The organism is Curtobacterium sp. C2H10 (genome assembly GCF_025407985.1).
Taxonomy (GTDB): Bacteria; Actinomycetota; Actinomycetes; order Actinomycetales; family Microbacteriaceae; genus Curtobacterium.
On the sequence record NZ_JABXGF010000001.1, the window covers coordinates 17,869 to 44,535 of the forward strand.

Sequence of the window (26,667 nt, forward strand, 5' to 3'; positions counted from 1 at the left end):
GTCCGTCTCCGGCTCAGCTCAGTGCCCGTCTCAGTGCTCGAGCAGCTCCGGCTGGAAGCCCACCTCGTGCAGGCGGTGGATGACCTCCTGTGCGTGCTCGGGACCGCGCGCCTCGATCGACAGGTCGAGCGCGACCTCGTTGATGACGAGCCCCTGGCCGTGCCGGGTGTGGAGCACCTCGACGACGTTCGCACCGGCGTCCGAGATGACCTGCGAGACGCGAGCGAGCTGACCGGGGCGGTCCGGCAGCATGATCCGGATGCCGATGTAGCGCGACGCCGCGACGAGGCCGCGGGTGATCACGCGTTCCATCATGAGCGGGTCGATGTTGCCGCCGCTGAGCAGGACGACGGTGCGACCGGTGTCGCGGACGGCACCGGACATGATCGCCGCGACGCCGACGGCTCCGGCGGGCTCGACGACGAGCTTGGCGCGTTCGAGCAGCACCAGGAGCGACCGGGCGACGTCGTCGTCGGACACGGTGACGATGTCGTCGACGAGGTCGCGGATGATCGGGAAGTTCAGGTCGCCGGGTCTGGCCACGGCGATGCCGTCCGCGATCGTCGGCTTCGTGCTGACGGTGACGGGTTCGCCGGCCTCGAGCGAGCTCGGGTACGCGGCGGCGTTCTCGGCCTGCACCCCGATGACCCGGATGGTGCGTCCGAGGCGCTCGGCGACGCCCTTGACGGCGAGGGCGATGCCGGCGATGACGCCGCCGCCGCCGATCGGCACGATGACCGTGTCGGCGTCGGGCACCTGGTCGAGGATCTCGAGCCCGAGCGTGCCCTGGCCGGCGATGACCGCGGGGTGGTCGAACGGCGGGATGAAGACCGCTCCGGTCCGTGTCGCGAAGTCCTTGGCCGCGCTCAGCGCCTCTTCCACCGAGTGCCCGCGCAGGACGACCTCGGCGCCGTAGTGCCGCGTGGCCTGGAGCTTCGGCAGGGCGACGCCGACCGGCGTGAAGATCGTCGCGGGGATGCCGAGCTCGCGCGCGGCGAGGGCGACCCCCTGCGCGTGGTTGCCGGCGCTGGCGGCGACGACCCCCGCGGCCCGCTGCTCCGGGGTGAGGGTCGACAGGCGGTTGTACGCGCCACGGACCTTGTACGCACCGGTGCGCTGCAGGTTCTCGCACTTGAGGTGCACCGGCGACCCGAGGACCTCGGCGAGGAACTGCGAGGTCTCCATCGGGGTGACACGGGCGACCCCGGCGATCGTCACACGTGCCTTCTCGATGTCGTCGAGCGTGGGGATCAGCGGCGTGGTGGTGTCGGTCACGGGTCCATCATCGTCGCTCGCGGCACTCCTGACGAACCCGTGACGTCAGTTGGTGCTGGCAGTGCCCTCAGCCGCCGCCGGCTCCGGCTTGCTGCCCGGTGCCGGGACCGCGTCGCCGACCTTGTGGCGGCGGCCACGCCGGAGCTGGAGCTGCCCGTGCTGGCCGCGCTTCGGGGTGGCCTCGAGCACGTGCTCGGAGTCGAGTCCACGCCAGCGGCCGCTCGCGATCGTCATGACCATCGTGTTCACGGTGGCGATCAGCGGCACGGCGAAGAAGGCACCGGCGATGCCCGCGAGCCCGGAGGCCGCCGTGACGCCGAGGACCACCGCGAGCGGGTGGACCTTGACCGCGTTGCCCATGACGAGCGGCTGGAGGATGTGTCCCTCGATCTGCTGCACGAGCAGCACGACCGCGAGGACGAGGACGGCCGCGAGCGGGCCGTTGAAGATGAGTGCGACGAAGACGGCCAGGAACCCGGTCACGATCGCACCGACGACGGGGATGAAGGCACCGAGGAAGACGAACGCCGCGATCGGGATCACCAGCGGCATGCCGCCGAAGAACAGGCCGACGATGAAGGCGCCGAGCCCGATGCCGACGGCGTCCACGAAGGCGACGAAGATCTGCACGCGGATGAAGCTCGTCAGGGTGATCCACCCCGCGACACCGGCGCCGTCGACGGTCGCACGGGCCTTCTTCGGGAAGAGCCGCACGGCCCACCGCCACACGTTCTTGCCGTCGATGAGCAGGAAGATCGTGGTGAACAGGATGATGAAGAGCGCCTCGAACACGTGCGTGGCACCGGACCCCGCGCTCGCGACCCCGGAGAGGATCGACGCGCTGTTGTCCTGCAGCCACTTCGTGCCGTCGTCGAGCCAGCCGTTGACGTCGCCCTGCGTGATCCCCAGGCCGGAGTTCAGGACGAGGTCCTTGATGTTCGCGTACTGGTCGACCGTGCGGTCTCGGAGCGACGGGTAGGACGCGATGATCTGGTCGACGACGAGCCACACCAGCGCGCCGATCGCCGCGAGTCCGCCGAGCAGGCTGATGACGACCGCGAGCCACTTCGGCACGTGGTGGCGCTGCATCCAGTTCGAGATCGGCACGAGCAGCGCCGAGACGACGATGCCGACGAGGAACGGGATGAGGATCTGGCTGAAGATCGTCATCAGCCAGATGAAGACCGCGATCACCCCGATGACGACCAGGATCCGCCACGACCACGCGCCGGCGATCCGCATGCCGGTCGGGACGGACTCCTCGACCACGGGGTCCGGATGCGTCGGTTGCTGCTTTCTGCCCCATGCCATGATCGCGAGTGTACCGATGTGCGGCCCGACAGGTACCAGATACGGCATACGTCACCGGACCCGGGGTGTCGGCGGCGATCGGTAGCCTTCGGGACATGGTCAGGACCACGCTCTCCGCTGCCGAGGCCCGCCGCGTCGCACTGGCTGCCCAGGGCTTCGGCCAGCCGCCTGCCGACGCCGTGTCGACCCGGGCGCTGAACGCTGGGTTCGCGCGCCTCGGCCTGCTGCAGATCGACTCCGTGAACGTCTTCGAGCGCAGCCACTACCTGCCGCTCTTCGCCCGGCTCGGCGCCTACGACCGGTCCACGCTCGACCGTCTGACGATGTCGAAGCGCGGTCCCTACGCCGAGTACTGGGCGCACGAGGCCGCCTTCGTCGACCGCGCCGACCTCCCCCTCTTCCGGTGGCGGATGGACGCGCTGCGCGAGCGGGACTCGTGGCCGAACCGGATCGACGGGGTCCGGCGGACCGAGGGGGTCCGGCGCGAGCTCCGGGCGCTGCTCGCGGCCGAGGGGCCGATGCCGGCGAGCGCGGTCGAGCACGAGTCGAACGTCCGTCGGGGGCCGTGGTGGGGCTGGAGCGACGTGAAGCTCGGGCTCGAGCAGATGTTCCGCTGGGGCGACGTCGTGAGCGCCGGACGGGCTGGCTTCGAGCGGGTCTACGCGCTCCCCGGGCAGGTCCTGCCTGCCGGCACGCTCGAGGCCGCACCGGCGCGACCCGCAGCCGTCCTCGAACTCGTCCGCCGGGCCACCCGGGCGCTCGGCGTCGGCACCCGCGCGGACATCGCCGACTACTACCGGCTCCGTTCCGACGACACCGCCGCGGCGATCGCCGAACTCGTCGCCGCCGGGGAACTCGTGCCCGTGCGGGTCGAGTCCTGGAGCGAGCGCGCCTGGATGCACGCCGATGCCCGGGTCCCGCGGCACGTGACGGCCGACGCCGTGCTCAGTCCCTTCGACCCGGTCGTGTGGTTCCGGCGGCGGGCCGAGCGGATGTACGGCTTCCACTACCGGATCGAGATCTACACGCCGGCCCCGAAGCGGGTCTTCGGCTACTACGTCCTGCCCGTCCTGCAGGACGACCGGCTCGTCGGGCGGGTCGACCTGAAGAGCGACCGGCAACGCGGGGTCCTGCGCGTGCGGACGGCGTGGGAAGAGCCGGGCGAGCGGCTCGATGCCGGGCGGCTCGCCGAGACACTCCGACGGACGGCCGCGTGGCAGGGGCTCGACGGGGTCGAGGTCACCGACCGCGGAACCGCCGCGACTGCGGTCGCGGGGGCGCTCGGCGTCCGGCTGGTGCCGCACGTCGCGGCCGACGACGCGGACGCGAGCGTGGCGCTGGAACCGGCCGTCTGACGGGCCGGTGGTGCGGGGCGGGGCCGGCCCGCGCCTCCTGGGCCACACCCGGTCGCTGGCACCCGCCGTCGGGTCAGAACCGGTCGAGGCTCCCGCGCAGCCGCGCGATCCGGTCCGGCAGGGGCGGGTGCGTGGAGAACAGCCGGTCCATCAGGCCGGGCCGCATCGGGTCGGCGATCCAGAGGTGCGCCATCGACGAGTTCTGCGTCTGCATCGGCCGGCCGTACGCGCCGAGCTTCTCGAGCGCACGGGCGAGCCCCTCGGGGTGGCGGGTGGTCATCGCGCCGGTCGCGTCCGCCAGGTACTCCCGCTGCCGGGACACCGCGGCCTGCACGCCCGCCGCGGCGATCGGTGCCACGATGACCGCCACGAGGCCGGCGATGAGCAGGATCGGGTTGTTGCCGCCGTTGTCGTTGTTCCGGTTCCGACCGCCGGCGAGCCCGCTGAAGATCGAGATGCGGAGGAGCACGTCGGCGATGAGACCGACCGCGACCACGAGCCCGAACACCATCGTGGAGACGCGGATGTCGTAGTTCCGGACGTGCCCGAGCTCGTGGGCCATGACGCCCTGGAGCTCCTGGTCGTCCATGATCGCCAACAGCCCGGTGGTCGCGGCGACGATCGCGTGGTCGGGGTCACGGCCGGTGGCGAAGGCGTTCGGCGACGGGTCCTCGATCACGAAGACGCGCGGCATCGGCATCCCGGTGGCGATCGCGAGGTTCTCGACCGTGCGCCAGAGTCGTGGCTCGGTGTTCCGGTCGATCTCGATGCCGCCCGCGATCGCCGTGGCCTGGCGACCCGCGGCGAAGTACTGCACCAGCGCGTACCCGAGGGCGACCACGAGGACGATCACGCCGATCGACACGTTGCCGGCGAGGTAGCCGCCGAGGAACCCGAGCGCCCCGATGATCAGCAGGAAGACCAGGACGATGAGGACCGTGTTGCGCTTGTTGCGCGCGATCGCGCTGTACACGTCGCAGCCGTCGCCCGGCGGGTCAGAACTGGACGCGCGGCGGTTCGGCGATCGCCGCGGGCTCGGCGGTCTCGAAGAACGACGCCTCGGTGAAGCCACGGCTCTTCGCGAACGACGAGTTCGGGAAGACCCGGATCTTGGTGTTCAGTTCGCGGACGCCGCCGTTGTAGAAGCGACGGGCGGACTGGATCTTGTCCTCGGTGTCGACGAGTTCGGACTGCAGCTGCAGGAAGTTCTGGCTGGACTGCAGCTGCGGGTACCCCTCGGCCACCGCGAACACGCTCTTCAGCGCCTTCTGCATGTGCCCCTCTGCCGTGGAGGCGCTCGAGGCGTCCCCGGCGCTGAGCGTCTCGGCGCGGGCCTTCGTCACGGCCTCGAACACGGACTTCTCGTGCGTGGCGTAGCCCTTCACCGTCTCGACGATCGTCGGGATGAGGTCGGCGCGGCGCTTGAGCTGCACGGAGATGTCACTCCATGCCTCGTCGACGCGGACCTTCAGCGTGACGAGCGAGTTGTACGTGACCCACAGGTAGATCCCCACGACGACGAGGAGGACCACCACCACTCCGACGACGATCAGCGTCGTGATGAGTCCGGTGTCCATGAGGGCGTACTCCTTTGCGCGTCGGGATCGCGGTGTGACGGGGCCGTCGGGCCGGCGTCACGGCCGAGGACGATTGTATCGACCAGCGGGGTGCCCTCTCGTCCACGGCCCCGGTTCACGGGCGATTCCCGAGTCGCACACACCGCGCGCTCGGGCTGCTCGGCGTGTCGCTCGGTCCACGGACATCATCCGATCGACGTATTGACCCGAGCGGCTCGATCACGTGGGATGGACTCGGATGAACGCGCGCGGGGAGAACGTGGACGACCGGGCTGTCGGGGGCGACGGCCCCGTTCGCCGAACCCGGATCACGCTGGCCGTCGCCGCGGGGGCCGCCCTCGTCGTGGGCCTGCTCGCCCTCGCCGTGGCCCCGGCCACCGCCGTCACGTCCGCAGCCGGGACGTCCGCAGCCGTGACGTCCACCGGTGCTGCCGCTGGGGCCGACCCCGATCCGGGCACGACACCCACCCCCACGCCAGCGCCCCAGGACCACCTGACCCCGGCACCCCCGACCACGTCGCCGAGCCGGCCCCCGGTGCGCCCGTCGATCGACGACCCCGGCGACATCACCAGCGGGACCGTGCGCTTCAGCGGCAGGGGCACCCCCGGGCACGCCCTGCGGGTCACCGGTCCGGCGACGACCGGGTCGACCGGGTGCACCGCGACCGTCCACGACGACGGTGCCTGGTCCTGCCTCGCGACCGTCCGGAGCGGACCGCAGCAGGTCTTCACCGTGGCGGACCAGAGCTTCCCCGGGCTCGGCTCGGCGCGCACCCCGGCGTCCGACGTCATCGTCCCGCCGGTCGTCACCACCGCACGGCCCACGAACGGTCCGGTGACCGGCACCGGACACGCCGGGTCGACCGTCACGCTCTCGGTGTCCGGGTCGTCGACGGACCGGACCGCCACGGTCGGTGCCGACGGCCGGTGGACGGTGTCCCTCCGCGGCGGCACCCCGGGCGGCGACGCACGGCTCTCCGTCACCGCCACGCAGACCGCGAGCACGGCCGACGGATACCGGTCCGACCTGCGGAGCGCCGCGTCGACCCCGGTGACCGTGACGCTCGACCGGACCGCACCGACGGCACCGCGCATCACCGCGCCCGGGTCCGGCGACCGCGTGCGCGTCCAGCCCCTGACCGTCAGCGGGACGGGCGAGGCGGGCGCCGTGCTCACCGTGTACGTCGACCGTGCGCCCGTGTGCCGGACCGAGGTGCCCGCCTCCGGCCGGTGGTCCTGCACCACGGCCGGCTCGACGCTGGGCGCCGGCAGCCGGACGGTGACGGCGACGCAGCACGACGCCGCCGGCAACTTCTCGCCGACCTCGACGGCCGTCCGGGTCGTCGTCTCCCGTGCGTCCGCGGCACCGGGCACGCCGGGTGACGGGTCCACCGGCAGCGGCTCGCCGTCCGGGACCCCTGGTACCGGAACGGGCAGCACCGGCACGACGACGGGCCCGAACGGCCACGGCACCGCGACCGGTGGCTCCTCCGGCCCCGGCACCGGCCCAGGTTCCGGTCCCGGCTCCGGTCCGGGTTCGGGTTCCGGTTCCGGTTCCGGTTCCGATGGAGGCTCCGGCGGCAGCACCGGCGCCGGCAGCGGGTCCGGCACCACCACGGGCGGGCACGGCCGCGGGCTCGACTGGTCCGGCCCCGCCGGCGACTGGACCGCCTCCACCGCGTACGACACCACCGTGCCGACCATCCAGGCGGCGTTCTCGTGGCGCACCGTCCTCGTCGCCACGGCCGTCGCCGCCGGCTTCCTCGTGCTCATCGCGGGTCCGCTCGCACTCGTCGCCGGCGTCGCCCGGGGCCGGATCCGTTCGCCGTTCGCCGGACTCCTCGGTCGCAACCGCCCCCGTGACGAGCGGCGCCGCGGCGAGGACGTGCTCCCGACCTGGGCCTCGATCACCGTCGCGGTGCTGGTCGTCGGACTGTGCACGCTCCTCGGCGTCGGCATCTCCCTCGAAGCCCGCTACGTCCGCCTGGCGATCGCGGTCCTGCTCGGCGCGGCCGTCCTCACGACGACGATCGTCCTCGCCACCCGCTGGGCAGCCGGCACCGACCGCAGCACGATCGGGTTCCGGGTCTCCCCCTGGCTGGTGCTCGCCGCCCTCGTGGCGTGCGGCGTCACCCGGACCTTCGACCTCTCACCCGCCGTCATCGTCGGTGCCGTCCTCGTGCCGATCGGCCGACCGGACCTCGACACCCGGGCGCTCCGGCTCGGCTCCTCGATCGCTGCCGGCGCCCGCAGCGCCACCTGGCGGTCGATCGCGCTGCTCGTCGTGGCGGCGGCCGGCTGGGTCCTGCACTCCGTCACGCCGGGGTCCGGCTTCTGGGTGTCGTTCGTGTCCGAGTTCGCGATCACCCTGTGCGTCGGCGGCCTCGGCGCCGTCGTCGTGACGCTGCTGCCGGTGGCCGGGTCCGCCGGGCAGTCCCTGCTCGCGCGGTCCCGTGGTCGGTACGCCGCCATCGCCGCGGTCGCCGTCGCGTTGGCCGCCGCCGTGTACTCCGGGTCCGCCGGGACGCACGTCTCCCCCGTCGCACTGGTGGTCGTCGCCGCGGTCTGCACCGCCGGGGCCGTCGCCGTCTGGTGCTGGCAGCGGGCGGCCCGGGTCGACCAGCGCGCCTGAACGTGGCACCGTCAGGGCCCGGATCGGGCTGCCGCCGAGGCTCGCTGCACGGATACGCTGACGAGCGGTGCGCGCGACACCACGAACGGAGCGCGCCGTACCACGGACGGTGCGTGCAGCACCACGACCGCTGCTGGGAGCGACGATGACCGAGACCCGATCCGACTACGACCCGACCCGCTTCCGCGACGTCTTCGAGCACAGCTACACGTACGCCAACGGCTTCGCCCGGAACACCCACCGCTTCGCCGGCCGACCGGCGCTCCGCGATCCCGACACCGACCGCTCGTGGACGTACGCCGAGCTCGGCGCCGACGTCGACCGCGTCGCCGGGTGGCTCGTGCGCCACGGGGTCGGTCGCGGCTCCGTGGTCATGGTCGAGCTGTTCAACTCCCCCGAGTTCGCGATCCTGTACCTGGCGGCCCACCGCATCGGCGCGGTGTTCTCCCCCACCAACTTCCGACTCGCGTCGGACGAGGTCGCGTTCATCATCGAGGACTCCGCCCCCGTGGTCCTCGTCCACGACGCCGCCCGCTCGACCGACATCACGGCCGCGCTCGCCAGCTCCGACCACACGCCCGAGCACGTCGTCGTGGTCGGCGACGGAACCCGGCCCGGCGACGTCGACTTCGCCGCGCTCCTCACCAGCGACCCCGTCACCGCCGACGAGCTCGCCGAGTCCGAGCCCCGCAGCACCTACGACGAGACGACGCGCCTGTACACGAGCGGCACGACCGGGCGGCCGAAGCCCGTGCCGCTGCCGAGCCTCGTCGAGGTCCTCAGCGCCCACGACGTGATCATGCACTTCCCGCTGAGCCCGTTCGACAAGACCCTCAACATGTCGCCGCTCTTCCACCGCGGCGGTCTCTACTCCGGCGGCCCGAACCCGGTGTTCTACGTCGGCGCCGAACTCACCACGCTCCGGCACTTCGACGCCGACCGTGTGCTCGACCTGGTCGAGTCCGAGCATCTGACGTTCCTCATCGGCGCCCCGCCGAACCTCGTGCAGCTCGCGAACGCCCAGGAGCAGCGGCCCCGCGACCTGTCCTCCCTCAACGGCATCGTGACGATGGGCGCACCGCTGGACCGGGCCGCGGCGCTCCGGTACCAGGAGCTCCTGTCGCCCCGCATCTTCAACGGCTACGGCACGACTGAGACCTTCTGGAACACCTTCCTCCGCCCCGAGGACTTCCCCGACGGTGCCGGGTCGACCGGCCGAGCCTCCACCGACGACGACGTCGCCGTTGTCCGCGTCTACGAGGACCGCCTCGCCGACCCGAGCGACACCGTGCCGAAGGACGGTTCGGAGATCGGCGAGTTCGCGGTCCGCACCGTGAAGTCCGGCTACTCGTACCGCAACCCCGGGCTCGAGGCCGAGAAGTTCGCGAACGGCTGGTTCTACCCGGGCGACCTCGCCACGTGGGACGAGCACGAGCGCGTGACGGTCGTCGGGCGCAAGGACGACATGATCATCTCCGGCGGCGAGAACGTCCACCCCGTGCAGGTCGAGGCCGCACTGCAGGAGCACCCGGGCGTCGCCGACGCGATCGTGGTCGGCGTCCCCGACGAGCGCTGGGGCGAGGTCGTGACGGCGTACGTCGTCCGTGCGCCCGGGCGGCTGCCGGAGGACGACGTCGAAGCCGCCGCAGCCCTCGAGGAGTGGACCGCGTCGCACCCCGGCCTCGCCCGCTACAAGCGGCCGCGGCTCTACCGGTTCGTCACCGAGCTGCCGTACAACGCCACGGGCAAGAAGGTGCACTACCTCGCGAAGGCGACGGCTGTGGACGACCAGGCTGCGGGGCTCCTGCTCGCGCCGTGACGGCCTGGAGGCGCGGTGCGGGCCGGCACCGCGCCTCCCGTCCCGCAGTGGGTCGCGTCCACGGCGACTGCCGCGCTCTCCGCGCTGCGCGCGTCTACTGGGTCGCGTCGGCCCCGCGGTGCGGTGCGTTCCGTGCGAACAGCCCCGGCAGCAGGCCGCCGATCTTCGTGCCGATGCAGAGACTGACGAACGTCGCGAGCGGGTTCGCCAGCGCCTCCGGGTCGAACGTGGCGACCGCGACGAGCCCGACCGTCCCCGGCACGAGCAGCAGGAACGCCGGGAAGAACGAGACCGTCGCCGGGATCGCCGGCACCAGCCGCTCCAGCAGTCGCGTCGCGACGAACAGCAGCGCGGCGGTCGCACCGGTGGCGACGACGCTCCCCCACAGCGGCGTCGTCCCGCTCACCAGCGCGTAGGCCGTGACCATGACCGCAACGGACACGAGCGTGAGCCGCCACCCCGACCGGAAGACCAGGCCGAGGCCGACGGCCAGTCCGACCACCGCCACCCACGACACCCAGTAGGACGGCACGGCCTCCCACCCGCCGCGGTCCGTGCCGACGCCGGCGACCTCGCCGACGAGTGCCGCCGAGGACGGGTCGACGTGCAGCCCGGTCAGCGCGCTCCCCGACGCGATGCCCGCGGCCATGAACCCGAGCATGATGAGCCCCTGCACGAGCCGCGAGGACCCGGTCACGATGTCGGCCGCGGTGAGCTCGAGCAGGGCGTTGGTGATGAGGGCTCCCGGCACGAACACGGCCACGGGGGCGCACACGGCGAAGAGCGGGACGTGGTCGAAGCCCGTGCCGGCGGCGACGAGCCCGACGATCGTCGTGGACACGAACGCCGCGAGGAACGGGATGATCGCCACGGCCTCGCGGAAGCGGCGCAGCAGGAGGCCGATCACGCCGACGAGGGCTCCGACGGCCAGTGCCACGAGGATCGCCCACCACGGGCAGCGGAACACCACCGCGAGTCCGGCCGAGGTCAGGGCGTTGCCGAGGATCCACGGCAGTGCCGGCGGTGGGACGGTCCCGGCGCGGATCGCACGAACGCGTGCGGGGATCTCGGCGAGGGCGATCGAGCCGCTCTCGAGGCCGAGCACGAGCCGGTTCGCCCGGGCGGCCTGGCGGCTCGAGAGCTCGACGCCCTCGGCGTTGACGATGGTGGCGGCGCCGGTGGCGACCTCGCTCACCATGACGAGGGCGGGGAGGACCCCGACGGCGAGCGTCGGCCCGACCCCGGCGGCGTCGCGGGCCTTCTCGAGCGCCGAACGGACGTCGGTCACCGAGCTGCCGGCGTCGAGGAGGAGGGCGCCCAGCGTGCCGAGCAGCATGCCGGTGGGGACGGTCTCGCCGTCGACCACCTCGACGTGGGCCTCTGGTCGGCCGAGGGCGTTCCGCAGGTTCGCGAGCGCGCTTCCGAATCCGACCACCCGAGAATGGTAGCGGGGGCGGGGTTTCGCGCTGCGCGACAGTGCACGCGCGGGTGACGCCGTGAAGTGTCGCCGAGCGCGAAACGTCGTCCGCCACCTCGGTACCCCCGGTGGGACTCGAACCCACAACTCGGCGATTTTAAGTCGCATGCCTCTACCGATTGGGCCACGGGGGCGGGCCGCAACAGCCTACCGACGAAGACGAGGCGGCCACCCCGTGGGGTGACCGCCTCGTCTGGAGCGTGTCGCTACTTGGCGTCCGCCTCGGCCTTCACCGGCTCGGCGTCGTTCGAGACGTCCTTCGCCGGCTCGCCGTACGCGGGACCGGCCGCACCGGCAGGCTTGCCCTCTTCCGGAGCGGTGGTCGGCTTCGACGCCTCGACCGGTGCCGCGGGGGCCTCGGCTGCAGGCTTCGGACGGGACGCGAACGCCTCGAACGCAGCACGCGGGGTCTCGCGGTCGTCGAGCGACGCGATGTCGCGGCCGAGGAAGAAGCCACCGACCCAGTCGCCGATGACGCGCCACTTGCGCTCCCACGACGGCATCGCCAGGCCGTGGTAGCCGCGGTGTGCGCCCCAGGCCAGGAAGCCCTTCATGGCGAACTTGCCGGACTGGAAGACACCGATGCCGAGACCGAGGCCGGCGACGGCACCGAGGTTCTCGTGCTTGTAGTCGGTCGTCGCCTCGCCGCGGATCGTCGCGACGAGGTTCTTCGCGAGCTGCTTCGCCTGACGGACGGCGTGCTGGGCGTTCGGCACGCAGAACCCGCCGACGCCACCACCGGTGAGGTCCGGCACGGCCGCGACGTCACCACAGGCCCACGCGTCGGCGATCACGCCGTTGTCGTCGACCACGCGCAGGTCGGGCTGCACGCGGATGCGGCCACGCTGCTCGAGCGGGAGGTCCGTGCCCTTGACCATCGGGTTCGCCATGACACCGGCGGTCCAGATGATGAGGTCGGACTCGATCTTCTCGATCGCGCCGTCGTTGGTCTTGAGCTCGCAGACGCCGCCGACCGCCGAGGCCAGCTGCGTCTCGAGGTGCACCGTGGCGCCGCGCTGCGCGAGGTTCTTGAGCACCCAGTGCGACGTCTCGAGCGACACCTCGGGCATGATGCGGCCCATCGCCTCGACGAGGTGGAAGTGCGTGTCGTCGAACGACAGCTCGGGGTAGCTCTTGAGCAGGTCGGAGACGAACGAGCGGAGCTCGGCGAACACCTCGATGCCGGCGAAGCCACCACCGACGACGACGACGGTCAGCAGGCGGTCACGCTCCGGGCCGGCCGGCAGGGTCGCTGCCTTGTGGAAGTTCGTGAGGATCTTGTCGCGGATCGCCGCGGCCTCTTCGATCGTCTTCAGGCCGATCGCCTCGTCGGCGACGCCCGGGATCGGGAAGGTACGCGAGACCGCACCCGCGGTCATGACGATCTGGTCGTAGGACTCCTCCCACGCCTCGCCCTCGGCCGGGGTGATCGTCGCCGTCTTGCTGGCGTGGTCGACCTTCGTGACCTTGGCGGTGACGACGCGCGTCTTCTTGAGGTGACGGCGGTGGGAGACGACGGCGTGACGCGGCTCGATGGAACCGGCGGCGACCTCGGGGAGGAACGGCTGGTACGTCATGTACGGCAGCGGGTCGACCATGACGACCTCGGCTTCGCCCTGACGAAGGTGCTTCTCGAGCTTCCAGGCGGTGTAGAAGCCGGCGTAACCGCCGCCGACGACGAGGATCTTGGGCACGGTGGATGATCTCCTTGGAGTGGGGTGGTTGCCGGGAGGCTGGTCAGAATTCGCCGCCACCCGCCCCGACTCCGGCGTCTGCTCCCTCATCATACGCCCGGCACTCACACCGGGCAGGCGACCAGCTCACGCGCTCGAGCGCGAGGTCGCCGATGGGGTTGACGCCGGGTCCGGCGGCGAGGGCGTGGCCGACGAGGGCGTGCAGGCACTTCACGCGGGTGGGCATGCCACCCGCGGTGATGCCGTCGATCTCGTCGACGTGCTCGATCGACTCGCGATCGGCGAGGTAGGACTCGTGCGCCGCGCGGTACTGCTCGGCGACGGTCGGGTCCTCGAGCAGGGCTGCCAGCTCGGGCATGACCTGGTTGGCCTCGAGGGTGCTGACCGCAGCGGTGGCCGCGGGATGGCACAGGTAGTACAGCGTCGGGAACGGGGTGCCGTTCGACAGCCGGGGCTTCGTGGACACGACGGTGGGGTTGCCACAGACGCAGCGAGCAGCGATCCCGATGACGTCACGCGCCGGTCGGCCGAGCTGCGCCGAGACGACCTGGATGTCGCGTTCGGAGGGCGGGTCGAAGGGAGGGGTCGTCACGGGTACGTGAGCCTACCGGAGTCCCGCGCGTCGTCCTACTTCGTGTCGCCGGTGCCGGAGACGTCCGGTGCGACCAGCTGCTGCGTGGTCTCGTCGGTGAGCCCTGAGGTCAGCACCGACGACAGCATCGCCTGCACCCAGTCGACCTTCGGCGTCTGCACGGTCGAGCTCACGGGCGTGCCGGAATCGGTCGTCGGCGTCGACTCGGCCTTCCGGTTCTCGCTGCCCATCACGAGGTAACTCTCCTCGCCCGGGTACACGTAGAGCAGTCGGTCCCGAGCCTGCGCCTCGATGTACGCGGGGTCGTCCCAGCGCGCGACGTCCTTCTTCTTCTGGGCGACGTCGGCCTTCTGACTCGCGACCTCGCGCTGCTGCTGGGCGATCTGCTCCTGCTGCTGGATCAGGGTCCGGAGTGACGGCGCGAGCACGACGACGAACAGCACGATGATGGCCAGCATGAGCAGGCTGAACCCGGAGAACCGGATCGAGCGGTACCACGGCTGCTCGGACGAGCCGCCCTCGGGCAGCGCCACGGGGACGCGGCGGACACGGGGCTTCTGGCTGGGCACGGTCCGACGATAACCCGCCGGCGGGCCTGCTGGCGGTCGGCACGCGGCCGTTCGGCGCCCTCTCAGCGGGCGATCCAGGAGGCGCGGCGCACCCCCGGAACGCTGCCAGCGCCCGGCACGCGGTCGCGCAACACGCCGCGGGCGATCCGCTGAGGTCGCACGATCGGTCGCCCGCGTCCGGCTGAGGCGGCCGTTCGTGCGACCTCGACGGTCGGCGCGCGGCATGCCGTGCGACCTCGGCGCCCGAACGACGAGACGCCGCCCTCCCGCGGGAGGACGGCGTCTCGCGGAGGCGCTGGTTACAGGGAAGCCGAGCGCGGGAAGGCCGAGCGGCCCGCGTAGACCGCGGCGTCGCCGAGCTCTTCCTCGATGCGGAGCAGCTGGTTGTACTTCGCGACACGGTCCGAGCGGGCCGGGGCGCCGGTCTTGATCTGGCCACCGTCGACCGCGACCGCGATGTCCGCGATCGTGGTGTCCTCGGTCTCGCCGGAGCGGTGCGACAGGATCGCCGTCATGCCGTGGCGCTGCGCGAGGGAGACGGCGTCGAGCGTCTCGGTCAGGGTGCCGATCTGGTTCACCTTGACGAGGATCGAGTTCGCGGCCTTCTCGTCGATGCCCCGCTGCAGGCGCGTCGGGTTCGTGACGAACAGGTCGTCACCGACGATCTGCACCTTGTCGCCGAGCTCGGCGGTCAGGTGCGACCAGCCGGCCCAGTCGTCCTCGGCCAGCGGGTCCTCGATCGTGGCGAGCGGGTAGTCGCGGACGAGCTCGGCGAAGTAGGCCGTGAACTCCTCGCCGGAGAGCTGCTTGCCCTCGAACGCGTACTTGCCGTCGTGGAAGAACTCGGTGGAGGCGACGTCGAGGCCGAGCGCGATGTCCTTGCCCGGCGTGAACCCGGCCTTCTCGATCGCGGCGAGCAGGAAGTCCAGCGCGGCGCGGTTGGACGCGAGCTCCGGGGCGAAGCCGCCCTCGTCGCCCAGGCCGGTCGCGAGGCCCTGCTTCTTCAGCTCGCCCTTGAGCGCGTGGTACGTCTCGACGCCCCAGCGGAGCGCCTCGGAGAACGACTCGGCGCCGTAGGGCACGAGGAAGAACTCCTGGATGTCGACGTTGGTGTCGGCGTGCGCGCCACCGTTGACGACGTTCATGAGCGGGACGGGCAGCGTGTGCGCGTTCGGGCCGCCGAGGTAGCGGAACAGCGGCAGGTCGGCCGAGTCGGCGGCCGCGCGTGCGACGGCGAGCGAGGCGCCGAGGATCGCGTTCGCACCGAGGCGCGACTTGTTCTCGGTGCCGTCGAGCTCGATGAGCGCGGCGTCGACGAGGCGCTGGTCGGTGGCGTCGAAGCCCTCGAGCGCCGGACCGATCTCGTCGAGGACCGCGTCGACGGCCTTGAGGACACCCTTGCCGCCGTAGCGGGAAGCGTCTCCGTCACGGAGCTCGTACGCCTCGAACGCACCGGTGGAGGCGCCGGACGGGACGAGTGCGCGCGAGACGACCCCGTCGTCGAGCAGGACCTCGACCTCGACCGTCGGGTTGCCTCGGGAATCGAGGACTTCGCGTGCGCCTACGGCGTCGATCTGGGCCACGGGGTACTCCCTACACGTTCGGTTGTGGTGATTGCGGAGTCGATCCTAGCGAGGCGCGGGTGAACACGAGGCGTGCATGACGGGCGACTGTGGAGAACTCACGCCAGCGGGCGGAACTCCACACCCTCGAGCGAGTGCGTGTCGGCACCCACGGAGGCGAACGCGTCGAAGCCCTGCGCGACGAGTCCCGCGAGCAGGTTCTTCATGTTCTTCGTGCGTCGCTCGAGCCGGACACGACGGTGCCCCTCGAGCGCTTCGGCCTTGAGCGCCGCGAGCCGGACCGGGTCGACGTCCTTGTCGTACACGAGCACGACGGCGTCGGACTCAGCGGACTCCGGGAGCGTGACGAGGTCGACGAGCCGCTCGAACCCGAGGGAGAACCCGACCGCGGGCACGTCCTGACCGAGGAACCGGCCGATCATGCCGTCGTAGCGCCCACCACCGCCGAGGCTGTAGCCGAAGTCGGGGTGCGCGACCTCGAAGATCGTGCCCGTGTAGTAGCCCATGCCACGGACGAGTGTCGGGTCGAAGCGCAGGTCGACGCCCGGGAGCGCCGAACGGAGCCGCTGCAGGTCCTCGAACGCGTCGGTGTCGAGCCACGTGGCTCCTCCGACGGCGTCCCAGTCGGCGGTCTCGAGCGTGCGGATCGTGTCCTCGCGCCCGGGGAGCTCGACGCCGACGGTCTCGCGGAGCTCTGCCGCCACGCCGTCCGGCCCGATCTTGTCGAGCTTGTCGATCGCGATGAGCGCACGGTCGGCCGCGGTCGGGTCGGTGATCCCCCACGACCCGAGGAGCGCGAGGAGGATCCGGCGGTCGTTGATCCGGATCGTGGTGCCCTGGATCCCGAGCGCGTCGAGGGCAGCGGTCGTCGCCCGGATGAGTTCGATCTCGGCGAGCTGCCCGGGCTCACCGAGGATGTCGATGTCGCACTGCACGAACTGCCGGTAGCGCCCCTTCTGCGGGCGTTCGGCACGCCAGACCGGGGCGATCTGCACCGACCGGAACACCGACGGCAACTCGGCCCGGTGCGTGGCGTAGAAGCGCGCGAGGGGCACGGTGAGGTCGAACCGCAGCCCGAGGTCGGCGAGGTCGAGCGGCGCACCGGCGTGCTGCAGGTCCTCGGTGGAGAGCCCGCGCTTCATGACCGCGAACGCGAGCTTCTCGTTGTCGCCGCCGAGGCCCGAGTGCAGGCGGGCGGCGTCCTCGACGACCGGGGTCTCGATCTCGTCGAACCCGTGGCGCGCGTACACGTCGCGGATCACGCCGAGGACGTGCTCGCGCCGGGCCTTGTCTGCCGGGAGGAAGTCACGCATGCCACGGGGAGCCGTCACGGTCGGAGCCATGGGTCGATTCTGGCAGATCGACCTCCCCGGCTTGCACACGTTCCGACCGGCTGATATTCTTCATCCAGAACCTCGGTTCGACGGGTGCCTGATCCATCCGACGAACCGATCGCGTGGGCAACGTGCTGCAGTGTGCCCCGCGGTTCGAGTGGGCTGCTCCATCGGCACCGCATCCCTGGTGGTGCCGTCGGCCCACTCGCGGGCGTCCTCCTTTTTTCGGGTTGGGAGGACGCCCGCACTTCCCTCGCGTACGCCCCCAGCACCCCGCACCCGCACCCGCACCGCTCGCGCGCGGCAGGTCGCCTCACTCTCCGACGCGGCCGGCCGACTCCAGCTCCGCGACCGCGGCACGCAGACTCGCGATCGGGTCGATCCCGGTGCCACGCGCCTCCGCGATCATCGCGAGCACGGCGGTCCCCCACCCGGCGTCCACGACGGCACCACCGGCGCCTTCCACCCGCACCTCCCGACCAGGACCCGTGTCCGGAACCGCACCCGCGTCCGGAACCGCACCCGCGGCCCCCGATCGCGCCCCCGCACCCGCAGCACCGGCGTCCGGGACGCCACCCGCGCCTCCCGACCGCGCCCCCGCGCCCGCCGCCGCGACGACGGAGGCGACGACCGCGTCGGAGTCCCCCCGTTCCTCCAGGCGTTCCAGCAGCTTCACGGCCCGCTCCATCGGCGGCATCGCCCGAGGGACCCCGTCGAAGACGCTCCGCCGCGAGGACTTCTCCGCAGCCTTGGCCGCCCGCCAGACGCGCACGACGTCCTCCACGGTGTCCGCCCGCTCGTCCCCGAACACGTGCGGGTGCCGGCGCACCATCTTGTCCCGGGCGCCGGCGGCCACGTCCTCGAGGTCGAACGACTCCGCGAGTCCCGCGTGGAGGACCACCTGGTAGAGCACGTCGCCGAGCTCCTCGCGGAGTTCGTCGTCGTCCCCGGAGTCGATCGCGTCGACCAGCTCGTACGACTCCTCGACCGCGTACCGCGCCAGCGAGGCATGGGTCTGGGCGCGGTTCCAGACGCACCCTCCGGCGGGGTCGAGCAGGCGGTCGACGACGGTGACGAGGTCCGAGACGGCGGTCATGCGCTCATCGTGCCACGCAGCACACCGTGGACGCCGCGGAGGGTCGGCCGGTATGCTGTACGTGGCGTGTCGGGAAGTCTGGTCGACGATCTCCCACCCGACCCTTCTCCGACGGAGTTCCATGCCGGCAATCGTCCGTTCCCCCCGTTTCAGCGCCATCGCACTCCTCACCGCGGCGGTCCTCGGGCTCGTCGTGGCGAACTCGCCGCTCGGCCCCGGCCTCGAGCACCTCCTGCACGTGCAGGCCCCGTGGGGTGCGGTCGGACTCGACCTCTCGGTGTCGCACTGGATCAGTGACGGGCTGCTCGCGGTGTTCTTCCTGCTCGTGGCGATCGAGCTGAAGCACGAGCTCGTCGCCGGTGAGCTGTCGAACCCGAAGACGGCGGTCGTCCCCGCGATCGCGGCGGTCGGCGGCGTGCTCGTCCCGGCCGGCATCTACCTCGTCGTGACCGCGGGGACGCCGTACGGGCACGGGTGGCCGATCCCGACCGCGACGGACATCGCCTTCGCACTCGGCGTCCTGGCGATGTTCGGTCGTGGGCTGCCCTCGACGCTCCGGGTGTTCCTGCTGGCCCTGGCGGTGCTCGACGACCTCATCGCGATCATCATCATCGCCGTCGTGTTCGCGCACGACACCGACTTCCTCGCGCTCGCCGGCGCCGTCGTCGTGCTCGCGCTCTTCTGGCTGCTCGGCAACGCCCTGCGCCCCGGGCGTCCCGGCCAGGCCTGGGTCATCGCGGGCATGGTCGTGCTCGGTGTCCTGACGTGGTGGCTCGTGTACCACTCGGGCGTGCACGCGACGATCGCGGGCGTGGCGCTCGGGCTCGTCCTGCCGCGCCGCCCCGGGCACACGCTGCACGGCAACGTCGAGCCGTGGTCGAACGCGATCGTCCTGCCGGTGTTCGCCTTCGCGTCGGCCGCCGTGGTGGTGCCCGCCGTCGGCATCGGGGAGCTGTCGCCGACGTTCTGGGCGGTGGTGCTCGCGCTGCCGGTCGGCAAGGTGATCGGCATCACGCTGTTCGGGGCTGTCGCGACCCGGATCTTCCGGGCGCCGGGCCGCTCGACGCTGTCGTTCTGGTCGATCGTCACGGTGGGCGTGCTCGGCGGGATCGGGTTCACGGTCTCGCTGCTCATGAACGAGCTCGCCTTCGCCCGCAACGAGGCGATCCTCGACGAGGGGGTGCTCGCCGTCCTCGTCGGCTCGGGCATCGCGATCGTGGCCTCCGCCGTCGTGGTCAGCCTGCGGGCGCGGCGGTACCGGGCGCGGCGGGAGCTCTCCGAGGCCGAGGCGACCGAGTAGCGGGGTCGCGCGGGGTCCGTGCGCGCGCCTGTTCCGACAGTGCACGCGTCGATCGACTGGCGGAACGTCGGACGATGCACGCGCAAGAGATGCGCGCGCACGTTCCGACTTTGCACGCGTCGATCGACCGGCGGAACGTCGGATGATGCGCACGGACGCAAGCGTCCCGCGCACACCGGCGCGCACGCGCCCACGACGCGACCACCGACGGACGGGAGGCGCGGCGCCAGCTGGCACCGCGCCTCCCGTCCGTCGCCACGCACGCGCGCGACGGCAGCCCGCCTTACTACGCCGCCGGCGTCTCCGCCGGCGCCTTCGACGCCCCGTACACGGCCGTCAGGATGCTCTCGACCCACTGGATGAGCGCAGCGTCCGGCAGGGTCTCACCGTGCGGCTTCGGCAGCGGGATGCTCGCCGCGTCCTGCTGCGGGAACCACCGGGCGCCCGGGAACATCCGCTTGAGCCGCACCTGCGCCGAGTCGGCGAGTTCCTTGCCCGCGACGCGCAGGTTCGACCCCATGACGACGACGTCGGAGAGCCCGACCTGCTGCGCCATCCGGCGGAGGCGCGAGACCTCGACCAGGGTGAGCACGGCCTGCGGTGGCTGGCCGTACCGGTCGGTGAGCTCGTCGAGGACCATGTCGATGCCCTCGGCCTGCGCCGCGGGGGCGGAGGCGGCGGAGAGCTTCTGGTACGCCTCGAGCCGGAGCCGCTCGGACTCGACGTAGTCGTCCGGGATGTGCGCGTCGACGGGGATCTCGAGCCGGAGCTCGGTCTGCCCCTCGGCGACGTCCCCGCGGAACTGCGAGACGGCCTCGCCGATCATGCGCAGGTAGAGGTCGAACCCGACGCCCGCGATGTGGCCGGACTGCTCCCCGCCGAGCAGGTTGCCCGCCCCGCGGAGCTCGAGGTCCTTCATGGCGACCTGCATGCCCGCGCCGAGCTCGTTGTTCGCGGCGATGGTCTCGAGGCGGTCCTGGGCGGTCTCGGACAGGGGCTTCTCGGCGTCGTAGAGGAAGTACGCGTACCCGCGCTCACGCCCTCGGCCGACACGACCGCGCAGCTGGTGCAGCTGCGACAGCCCGTACTTGTCCGCCTTGTCGATGATGAGCGTGTTCGCGTTCGCGATGTCGAGGCCGGTCTCGATGATGGTGGTCGAGACGAGGACGTCGAACCGGCGCTCCCAGAAGTCGACCATCACCTGCTCGAGCGTCGACTCGGACATCTGCCCGTGCGCGACGGCGATGCGGGCGTCCGGGACGATCTCGGCGAGGTGCGCGGCGACGGACTGGATGTCCTTCACGCGGTTGTGCACGTAGAACACCTGTCCCTCGCGCAGGAGCTCGCGGCGGATGGCGGCGGCGACCTGCAGGTCGGACTGCGGCCCGACGAAGGTGAGGATCGGGTGGCGGTCCTCTGGTGGGGTGGCGAGGGTGGACATCTCGCGGATGCCGGTGACCGCCATCTCGAGCGAGCGCGGGATCGGCGTCGCGGACATCGCCAGGACGTCGACGTTCGTCTTGAGCTTCTTGAGCTGGTCCTTGTGCTCGACGCCGAACCGCTGTTCCTCGTCGATGATGACCAGGCCGACGTCCTTGAACTGGATGCCCTGCGACAGGATCCGGTGGGTGCCGATGACGATGTCGACCGTGCCGTCGGCGAGGCCCGCGATGGTCTCCTTCGACTCCTTCTCGGTCTGGAACCGGCTGAGGGCGCGCAGGTGCACGGGGAAGCCGGCGAAGCGCTCCTGGAAGGTCTCCATGTGCTGGCGCACGAGGAGTGTCGTGGGGACGAGCACCGCGACCTGCTTGCCGTCCTGCACTGCCTTGAACGCGGCACGGATCGCGACCTCGGTCTTGCCGTAGCCGACGTCGCCGGAGAGCAGGCGGTCCATCGGGATCGGCCGCTCCATGTCGCGCTTGATCTCGTCGATGGTGGTGAGCTGGTCGGCGGTCTCGGCGAACGGGAACGCCTCTTCCAACTCGCGCTGCCACGGGGTGTCCGGGCCGAACGCGTGCCCCTTCGACGCCATCCGCGCGGAGTAGAGCTTCACGAGGTCGACGGCGATGTCGCGGACGGCCTTGCGCGCCTTCGACTTCGCCGAGGCCCAGTCCGAGCCGCCCATCTTCGACAGGGTCGGGGACTCGCCGCCGACGTACCGCGAGAGCTGGTCGAGCTGGTCGGTCGGCACGAAGAGCTTGTCGCCCGGGTACCCGCGCTTCGACGGCGCGTACTCGAGCACCAGGTACTCGCGCTGGGTCTTCACCGCGTTGCGGCCGCCGGAGCTCACCTCGCGCGAGACGAGCTCGACGAACTTGCCGATGCCGTGCGTGGCGTGCACGACGACGTCCCCGGGCTTGAGCTGCAGCGGGTCGACGACGTTCTTCCGCCGGCTCGCGAGCTTCTTGACGGTGCGCGCGCCCTGCTGGACGCTGCGGCCGTAGAACTCGGCCTCGCTGAGGACCGCGATGCGCGGATCCGGGGTGGCGAAGCCGTGCTCGACGGTGGCGGTCGTGACGACGGCGACGCCGGGCTCGGGAGGCGCGGTGACGGTTTCGGCACGGGCGGCGACCCCCGCGTCGGCGAGCACCTGCACCGCCCGTTCGACCAGCCCCTGGCCCTGGGCGGTCACCACGACGGCCCACCCGTCGTCGGTGAGCTGCTTCACGTGCGCGATCGCGCCGTCCGCGCTGCCGGCGAAGCTCGGGATCGCCTCGGCCCGGACGCGGATGTAGTCGCCCGCCTCGGCCACGGCTTCGGCGTCGGTGAGCACGCGCTCGGCGTCGCCCTCGTCCAGCCCGGAGTCGAACGGGGAGACCGTCCACCAGGTGCGCTGCCCACGGCCGTTCTTGAGCTGCTGGACGGTGAGGAAGTTGCCGGCGTCGAGGTCGATCGGCGCCTGCGCACCGGCGACCGCGGCGCTCCAGGCGGCCTGCAGGAACTCGGTGTTCGTCTCGGCGAGGCTGTGCGCGCGGCCGCTCACCCGCTCGGGCGAGAACACCGCGATGACGGAGTCGTCCGGCAGGTAGTTCGTGACCGGCACGAGGTCCTGCACGAGCGCGGGGGCGAGGGACTCCATGCCCTCGACCGGGATCCCCTCGGCGATCTTCGCGAGCATCTGGGAGAGGTTCGGGAACTCGTGCAGCATCTCGCGCGCCCGCTGCCGGACGTCGTCGCTCAGCAGGAGTTCGCGCGAGGCCGTGAGCTCGACGGAGCCGAGGTCGTCGTCGGTGGTGCGCTGGTCAGCGACGGAGAAGGCCTTGATCGCCTCGATCTCGTCACCGAAGAAGTCGACGCGGACCGGGTGGTCGGCCGTCGGCGGGAAGACGTCGAGGATGCCGCCGCGCACGGCGAACTCACCGCGGCGGGTGACGAGGTCGACCCGGGCGTACGCCATGTCCACGAGCTGCCCGGCGATGGTGCCGAGGTCGTTGCCGCGGGACTCGGTGCGAAGGGCGATCGGCGCGAGGGCGGTGAGGTTGCCCGCGATCGGCTGCAGCGCCGCCCGGACGCTCGCCACCACCACGGTCGTGCGGCGCTCGGTCACGGGGGCGTCCTGCCACGCGGCGAGCTTCCGGAGGGTCGCGATGCGCGTGCCGACGGTCTGCGCGCTCGGGCTGAGCCGTTCGTGCGGCAGGGTCTCCCACGCGGGGAACTCGAGGACCTCGGCATCGGGGAGGTAGCTGCCGACCGATGCGCGGACGGCCTCGGCCTCTCGCCCGGTGGCCGTGATCACGAAGACGCACTGCGGCCCGGTGCGTTCGGCCAGCAGGGCGCCGAGCAGCGGCACGCGCAGACCGTCGACGACCGAGAAGTCGGCGTCACGGGGAGCGGCACGGAGGACGCGATCGAACGCGGAGGCGCGCGAGAGCGCAGGGATGATGCCCGAGATCGTCACTCACGAGATGGTACCGGCCACCACTGACACCGGCCGCTGTGTGCGCGACCGGCGAACGCACGGCACCGGGCAGCGCCGCTCAGGACGGGGCGTGCACGCGCTGCTGTGCGGCGAGGAGCCCGAGGTCCGCGATCGCCTCGACCGCGTCCGCGCCGTCCGCCAGCAGGTTCGGCAGCGTCTTCTTCTCGGTCGGCGAGAAGTCGCGCAGCACGTAGTCGGCCGGGTCCTGGCGCCCGGGGGGTCGGCCGATGCCGATCCGCACGCGGGTGAACTCGTTGGTCCCCGTGGCCTTGATGATGTCGCGCAGGCCGTTGTGGCCGCCGTGCCCGCCACTGCCCTTCAGGCGGACGGTGTCGAACGGCAGGTCCAGCTCGTCGTGCACGACGACGAGGTCGGCCGGGGTGGCGCTGTAGAACCCGAGCACGCTCGAGACCGGGCCACCCGAGGTGTTCATGAACGACCCGGGCTTGGCGAGCACCAGGCGGGGTCCCCCGGGAACCAGGCGCCCCTCGGCGACCTGGTTCGGGGTCTTGTGCTTCTTGAACGTCGCGCCCATGCGGGCGGCGAGTTCGTCGAGGACCATCTGGCCGACGTTGTGACGGTTGCCCGCGTAGCCGGGCCCGGGGTTCCCGAGCCCGACCACGACGAGCGTCTTGCCTGTCATCAGCGTCGGCCAGATGTCCGCGAAGGGGTGTTACTCGCCGTCGACCGGGGCGGAGCCGCCCTCGGCACCGGCCTCGGCGCCCGCCTCGGCAGCGGCCTCGTCGGCGGCGTCGTCGTCCGCGGTGCCACGCGGGGTGACGATCGCGACGACGAGTGCCTCGGCATCGGTCTCGAGCTCGGCGCCCTCGGGGAGCTGGAGCTGCGAGGCGTGGATCTGCGTGCCGTCCTCGAGGCCCTCGACGTCGACGACGACGTGCTCGGGGATCGACGTGGCGAGCACCAGGAGCGAGACCGTGTTGAGGTCCTGCACGTGGATGGTGCCGGAGAAGGACTCGCCCTCGACGACGACGGGCACGTCGACCGTGACCTTCTCGCCGCGGCGCAGGACCACGAGGTCGATGTGCTCGATGATCTGGCGCACCGGGTCACGCTGGACGTCCTTGACGAGGGCGAGCTGGGCCGCACCCTCGATGTCGAGGTCGACGACCGCGTTGGCGGTGCGGACGAGCAGCATGGTCTCGTGGCCGGGCAGCGTGATGTGCTTCGGCTCGGTGCCGTGGCCGTAGACGACCGCGGGGATCTTGTCGGCGGCACGGAACTTGCGAGCAGCGCCCTTGCCGAACTTGGTGCGGACTTCCGCTGCGAGCTTGGTGTAGTCGGCCATGGTGTCTCCTGGTCTCGGGGACGACACCGGGGTGCCGGCATCGTGGGGGTCTGTGGTGTTGCAACTCGAACGCGTGCACGCGTGAGGAACGTTCCCAAGCTGGGCCGGGTCTCCCACCGCGTCGATCACGGCCGCGCATGCGCGGCCCTCGCCGAAGTCAGTCACCGAGTCTAGCAGGACCGATCCGGGCGTGTCGCACCGTGCCCTGGACGTCGGTACAGGCGGCCTGGAGGCGCGGTGCGGGCCCGCACCGCGCCTCCAGGCCGCAGGTGGTCGCGTCAGTGGCCCGCCGCTTCGGCGCCCTTCGGCACCTTGAGGAAGGACAGCACCACGAACGCGAGCACGTAGAGGCCGACGAACGTCCAGACGACGCCGCCGGGGCCGCCCCAGGGCAGCACGGCGCTGACGACGGCGTTGCCGAGGAACGTCGCACCACCCGCTGCGGTGGCGTACATGGCCATCGCGGCGCCACGGCGGTCCTCGCCGGCGAAGGCGGGGACGATCGCGCCCATCGGCGTGAACCCGGCGAGCATGATGCCGAAGACGGTGCCGGCGGCGGTCGCCAGCCAGAAGCCCCACTCGGACCCGGCCGGCACGAGGTGCGGGACGTACCACCACGCGAGCAGGCCGATCGCCGAGGCGCCGATGCCGAACCACTTCACGGTGCGGATCCAGCCGATGCGGTCGCCGAGGGCGCCGAAGAACGCGTTGAACAGGATGTTGCCGGCGTAGACGATCACGGTCATCGTCAGCCACTTCGACTGCCCCCAGCCGAGCTCCGTGCCGATGATCGCGGGCATGATCACGAACATGCCGAACTCCGGGGCGGTGTTCACGAGCCGGATGAGGACGGCGAGCAGGACCTTCGGGCGCTTGACGCAGACCTCGATGCCGCTCGCGATCACCCGGGCGGCGGAGTGCGAGCGCGGCGCGATCCGACCGAGGCCGGTGGGCTCGTGCACGCCGAACCGGACGACCGCCCAGCCGACCGCGACGAGGAGCAGCGACAGCGCCATCGACCAGGTCTCCCCGGTGTGGCCGCCGCCGAACGCGGGGATGGTACCGATCGCGATGAGCGAGCCGAGCGTCGGCAGGCCGCCGGTGAACACGACGTAGAACCAGCCGACGGCGGTGGCGTTCCGCTCGCGAGCGACCGTGTGGTTCACCCAGCAGAGGAACGAGAACGCGAACAGCGGGAAGCCGAGGCCCCGCAGGAAGTACGTCAGCGCGATGAGGCCGACCGACCCGGTGGGCAGCGCCGCGAGGAACGCGACCTGGAACACGACCCAGAGCACGGCGCCGATGGTCATCACCCGGCGCGGGCCCCAGAGCTCCGACAGCACGCCGGCGAAGTACGACGCGACGAGGACCGCGACGCCGTAGAGGCCGATCACCATCGCGGCGCTGTCGACCCCGCCGGAGCCGAGCGCAGCCGCGATGTGCGGGGAGATGAAGTTGGACTCGATGCCGTCGCCGGTCATGAAGACCAGGACGCCGAGGAAGCCCCAGCGCAGCGGGTGCGGGATGCCGAGGCGGGCGAGGAGTCCCTCGCGGGCGGCGGCGGCTGGTGGTGTGGGCGGTGGTGCGGCGGTGCCGGACTCGGGAGCGGTGACGCCGTTCGGCGGCGTGAGGGTGGTGGTGCGGGCGGTGCGGGGTTCCGACATGTGTCGTCTCTCCTGGAGGGGCCCCGGAGTGCTCGACCCGGCATCGCGGCATGTCTCCGGGGTGCGCCGCGCGCCGCGCAGCACCTCGCCCGCGCAGGGGCTGCGGGTGGGGTGCTGCGTCGGCGATGATGCGAGTCCTGTACCCGGGCCGCCCGGTGCTGTCG

General features: G+C 71.8%; 19 protein-coding genes and 1 tRNA gene. 4 read left to right on the plus strand and 16 right to left on the minus strand.

Annotated elements, in window-relative coordinates:
- Nucleotides 1-30: 30 nt before the first annotated feature.
- Nucleotides 31-1,275 carry a threonine ammonia-lyase gene (gene ilvA / locus HWD93_RS00100; RefSeq protein WP_070416764.1) on the minus strand — a complete coding sequence of 415 codons (1,245 nt, stop codon included), beginning with the start codon at nt 1,273-1,275 and terminating at the stop codon, nt 31-33.
- A 45-nt stretch (nt 1,276-1,320) separates the two neighbouring features.
- Nucleotides 1,321-2,586 carry an AI-2E family transporter gene (locus tag HWD93_RS00105; protein ID WP_261645658.1) on the minus strand — a complete coding sequence of 422 codons (1,266 nt, stop codon included), beginning with the start codon at nt 2,584-2,586 and terminating at the stop codon, nt 1,321-1,323.
- Between the two features lie 95 nt (nt 2,587-2,681).
- Between HWD93_RS00105 and HWD93_RS00110 the strand changes: the two genes are divergently transcribed.
- Complete coding sequence (locus tag HWD93_RS00110) at nt 2,682-3,941, plus strand: winged helix-turn-helix domain-containing protein (RefSeq protein WP_261645659.1); 1,260 nt, start codon at nt 2,682-2,684, stop codon at nt 3,939-3,941.
- Nucleotides 3,942-4,014: 73 nt separating this feature from the next.
- Here the strand turns inward: HWD93_RS00110 and HWD93_RS00115 are convergent, their stop codons facing one another.
- Nucleotides 4,015-4,914, minus strand: coding sequence for a M48 family metalloprotease (locus HWD93_RS00115; RefSeq protein ID WP_071302385.1), 900 nt, complete (start codon nt 4,912-4,914; stop codon nt 4,015-4,017).
- Nucleotides 4,915-4,936: 22 nt separating this feature from the next.
- Nucleotides 4,937-5,518 carry a LemA family protein gene (locus HWD93_RS00120; RefSeq protein WP_070416768.1) on the minus strand — a complete coding sequence of 194 codons (582 nt, stop codon included), beginning with the start codon at nt 5,516-5,518 and terminating at the stop codon, nt 4,937-4,939.
- 238 nt (nt 5,519-5,756) lie between these two features.
- Between HWD93_RS00120 and HWD93_RS00125 the strand changes: the two genes are divergently transcribed.
- Together HWD93_RS00125 and HWD93_RS00130 are read left to right on the plus strand one after the other, a co-directional pair.
- Nucleotides 5,757-8,150 (plus strand): Ig-like domain-containing protein, encoded by a 2,394-nt coding sequence (locus HWD93_RS00125; protein WP_261645660.1) that lies wholly within the window; start codon nt 5,757-5,759, stop codon nt 8,148-8,150.
- A gap of 145 nt (nt 8,151-8,295) precedes the next feature.
- A complete protein-coding gene (locus tag HWD93_RS00130; RefSeq protein WP_261645661.1) occupies nt 8,296-9,969 on the plus strand; it encodes a class I adenylate-forming enzyme family protein in 1,674 nt (557 codons plus the stop codon).
- 94 nt (nt 9,970-10,063) lie between these two features.
- Here HWD93_RS00130 and HWD93_RS00135 read toward each other — a convergent pair whose 3' ends face one another.
- The 8 genes from HWD93_RS00135 to HWD93_RS00170 form a co-directional block, all read right to left on the minus strand.
- Nucleotides 10,064-11,404 (minus strand): threonine/serine exporter family protein, encoded by a 1,341-nt coding sequence (locus tag HWD93_RS00135; RefSeq protein ID WP_261645662.1) that lies wholly within the window; start codon nt 11,402-11,404, stop codon nt 10,064-10,066.
- Nucleotides 11,405-11,506: 102 nt separating this feature from the next.
- Nucleotides 11,507-11,580: transfer RNA gene (locus HWD93_RS00140), tRNA-Leu, on the minus strand.
- 72 nt (nt 11,581-11,652) lie between these two features.
- Nucleotides 11,653-13,140: an NAD(P)/FAD-dependent oxidoreductase gene (locus HWD93_RS00145; RefSeq protein WP_070416771.1), complete on the minus strand. Its 1,488-nt coding sequence runs from the start codon at nt 13,138-13,140 to the stop codon at nt 11,653-11,655.
- 43 nt (nt 13,141-13,183) lie between these two features.
- Nucleotides 13,184-13,732, minus strand: a complete 549-nt coding sequence (locus HWD93_RS00150) for a DUF501 domain-containing protein (protein WP_229085142.1) — start codon at nt 13,730-13,732, stop codon at nt 13,184-13,186.
- A gap of 35 nt (nt 13,733-13,767) precedes the next feature.
- Nucleotides 13,768-14,301, minus strand: a complete 534-nt coding sequence (locus tag HWD93_RS00155) for a septum formation initiator family protein (protein ID WP_070416773.1) — start codon at nt 14,299-14,301, stop codon at nt 13,768-13,770.
- 299 nt (nt 14,302-14,600) lie between these two features.
- Nucleotides 14,601-15,884, minus strand: coding sequence for a phosphopyruvate hydratase (gene eno, locus HWD93_RS00160; RefSeq protein ID WP_071294716.1), 1,284 nt, complete (start codon nt 15,882-15,884; stop codon nt 14,601-14,603).
- Nucleotides 15,885-15,982: 98 nt separating this feature from the next.
- On the minus strand, nt 15,983-17,227 hold the full coding sequence (hisS, locus tag HWD93_RS00165) for a histidine--tRNA ligase (RefSeq protein WP_261645663.1): 1,245 nt from the start codon (nt 17,225-17,227) through the stop codon (nt 15,983-15,985).
- A gap of 304 nt (nt 17,228-17,531) precedes the next feature.
- Nucleotides 17,532-18,314, minus strand: a complete 783-nt coding sequence (locus tag HWD93_RS00170; RefSeq protein ID WP_261645664.1) for a MazG family protein — start codon at nt 18,312-18,314, stop codon at nt 17,532-17,534.
- Nucleotides 18,315-18,435: 121 nt separating this feature from the next.
- On the opposite strand from HWD93_RS00170, the gene nhaA reads away from it, so the two are divergent.
- Nucleotides 18,436-19,614, plus strand: a complete 1,179-nt coding sequence (nhaA, locus tag HWD93_RS00175) for a Na+/H+ antiporter NhaA (RefSeq protein ID WP_261645665.1) — start codon at nt 18,436-18,438, stop codon at nt 19,612-19,614.
- Between the two features lie 286 nt (nt 19,615-19,900).
- Here nhaA and mfd read toward each other — a convergent pair whose 3' ends face one another.
- From mfd to HWD93_RS00195, 4 genes are all read right to left on the minus strand, one after another.
- Complete coding sequence (mfd, locus tag HWD93_RS00180; RefSeq protein WP_261645666.1) at nt 19,901-23,512, minus strand: transcription-repair coupling factor; 3,612 nt, start codon at nt 23,510-23,512, stop codon at nt 19,901-19,903.
- 79 nt (nt 23,513-23,591) lie between these two features.
- Nucleotides 23,592-24,176: an aminoacyl-tRNA hydrolase gene (gene pth, locus HWD93_RS00185; protein ID WP_070416779.1), complete on the minus strand. Its 585-nt coding sequence runs from the start codon at nt 24,174-24,176 to the stop codon at nt 23,592-23,594.
- A gap of 30 nt (nt 24,177-24,206) precedes the next feature.
- Entirely contained in the window at nt 24,207-24,839 is a 633-nt protein-coding gene (locus HWD93_RS00190; protein ID WP_261645667.1) for a 50S ribosomal protein L25/general stress protein Ctc, read from the minus strand.
- Nucleotides 24,840-25,117: 278 nt separating this feature from the next.
- Nucleotides 25,118-26,503: an RbtT/DalT/CsbX family MFS transporter gene (locus HWD93_RS00195; protein ID WP_261645668.1), complete on the minus strand. Its 1,386-nt coding sequence runs from the start codon at nt 26,501-26,503 to the stop codon at nt 25,118-25,120.
- Nucleotides 26,504-26,667 lie beyond the last annotated feature (164 nt).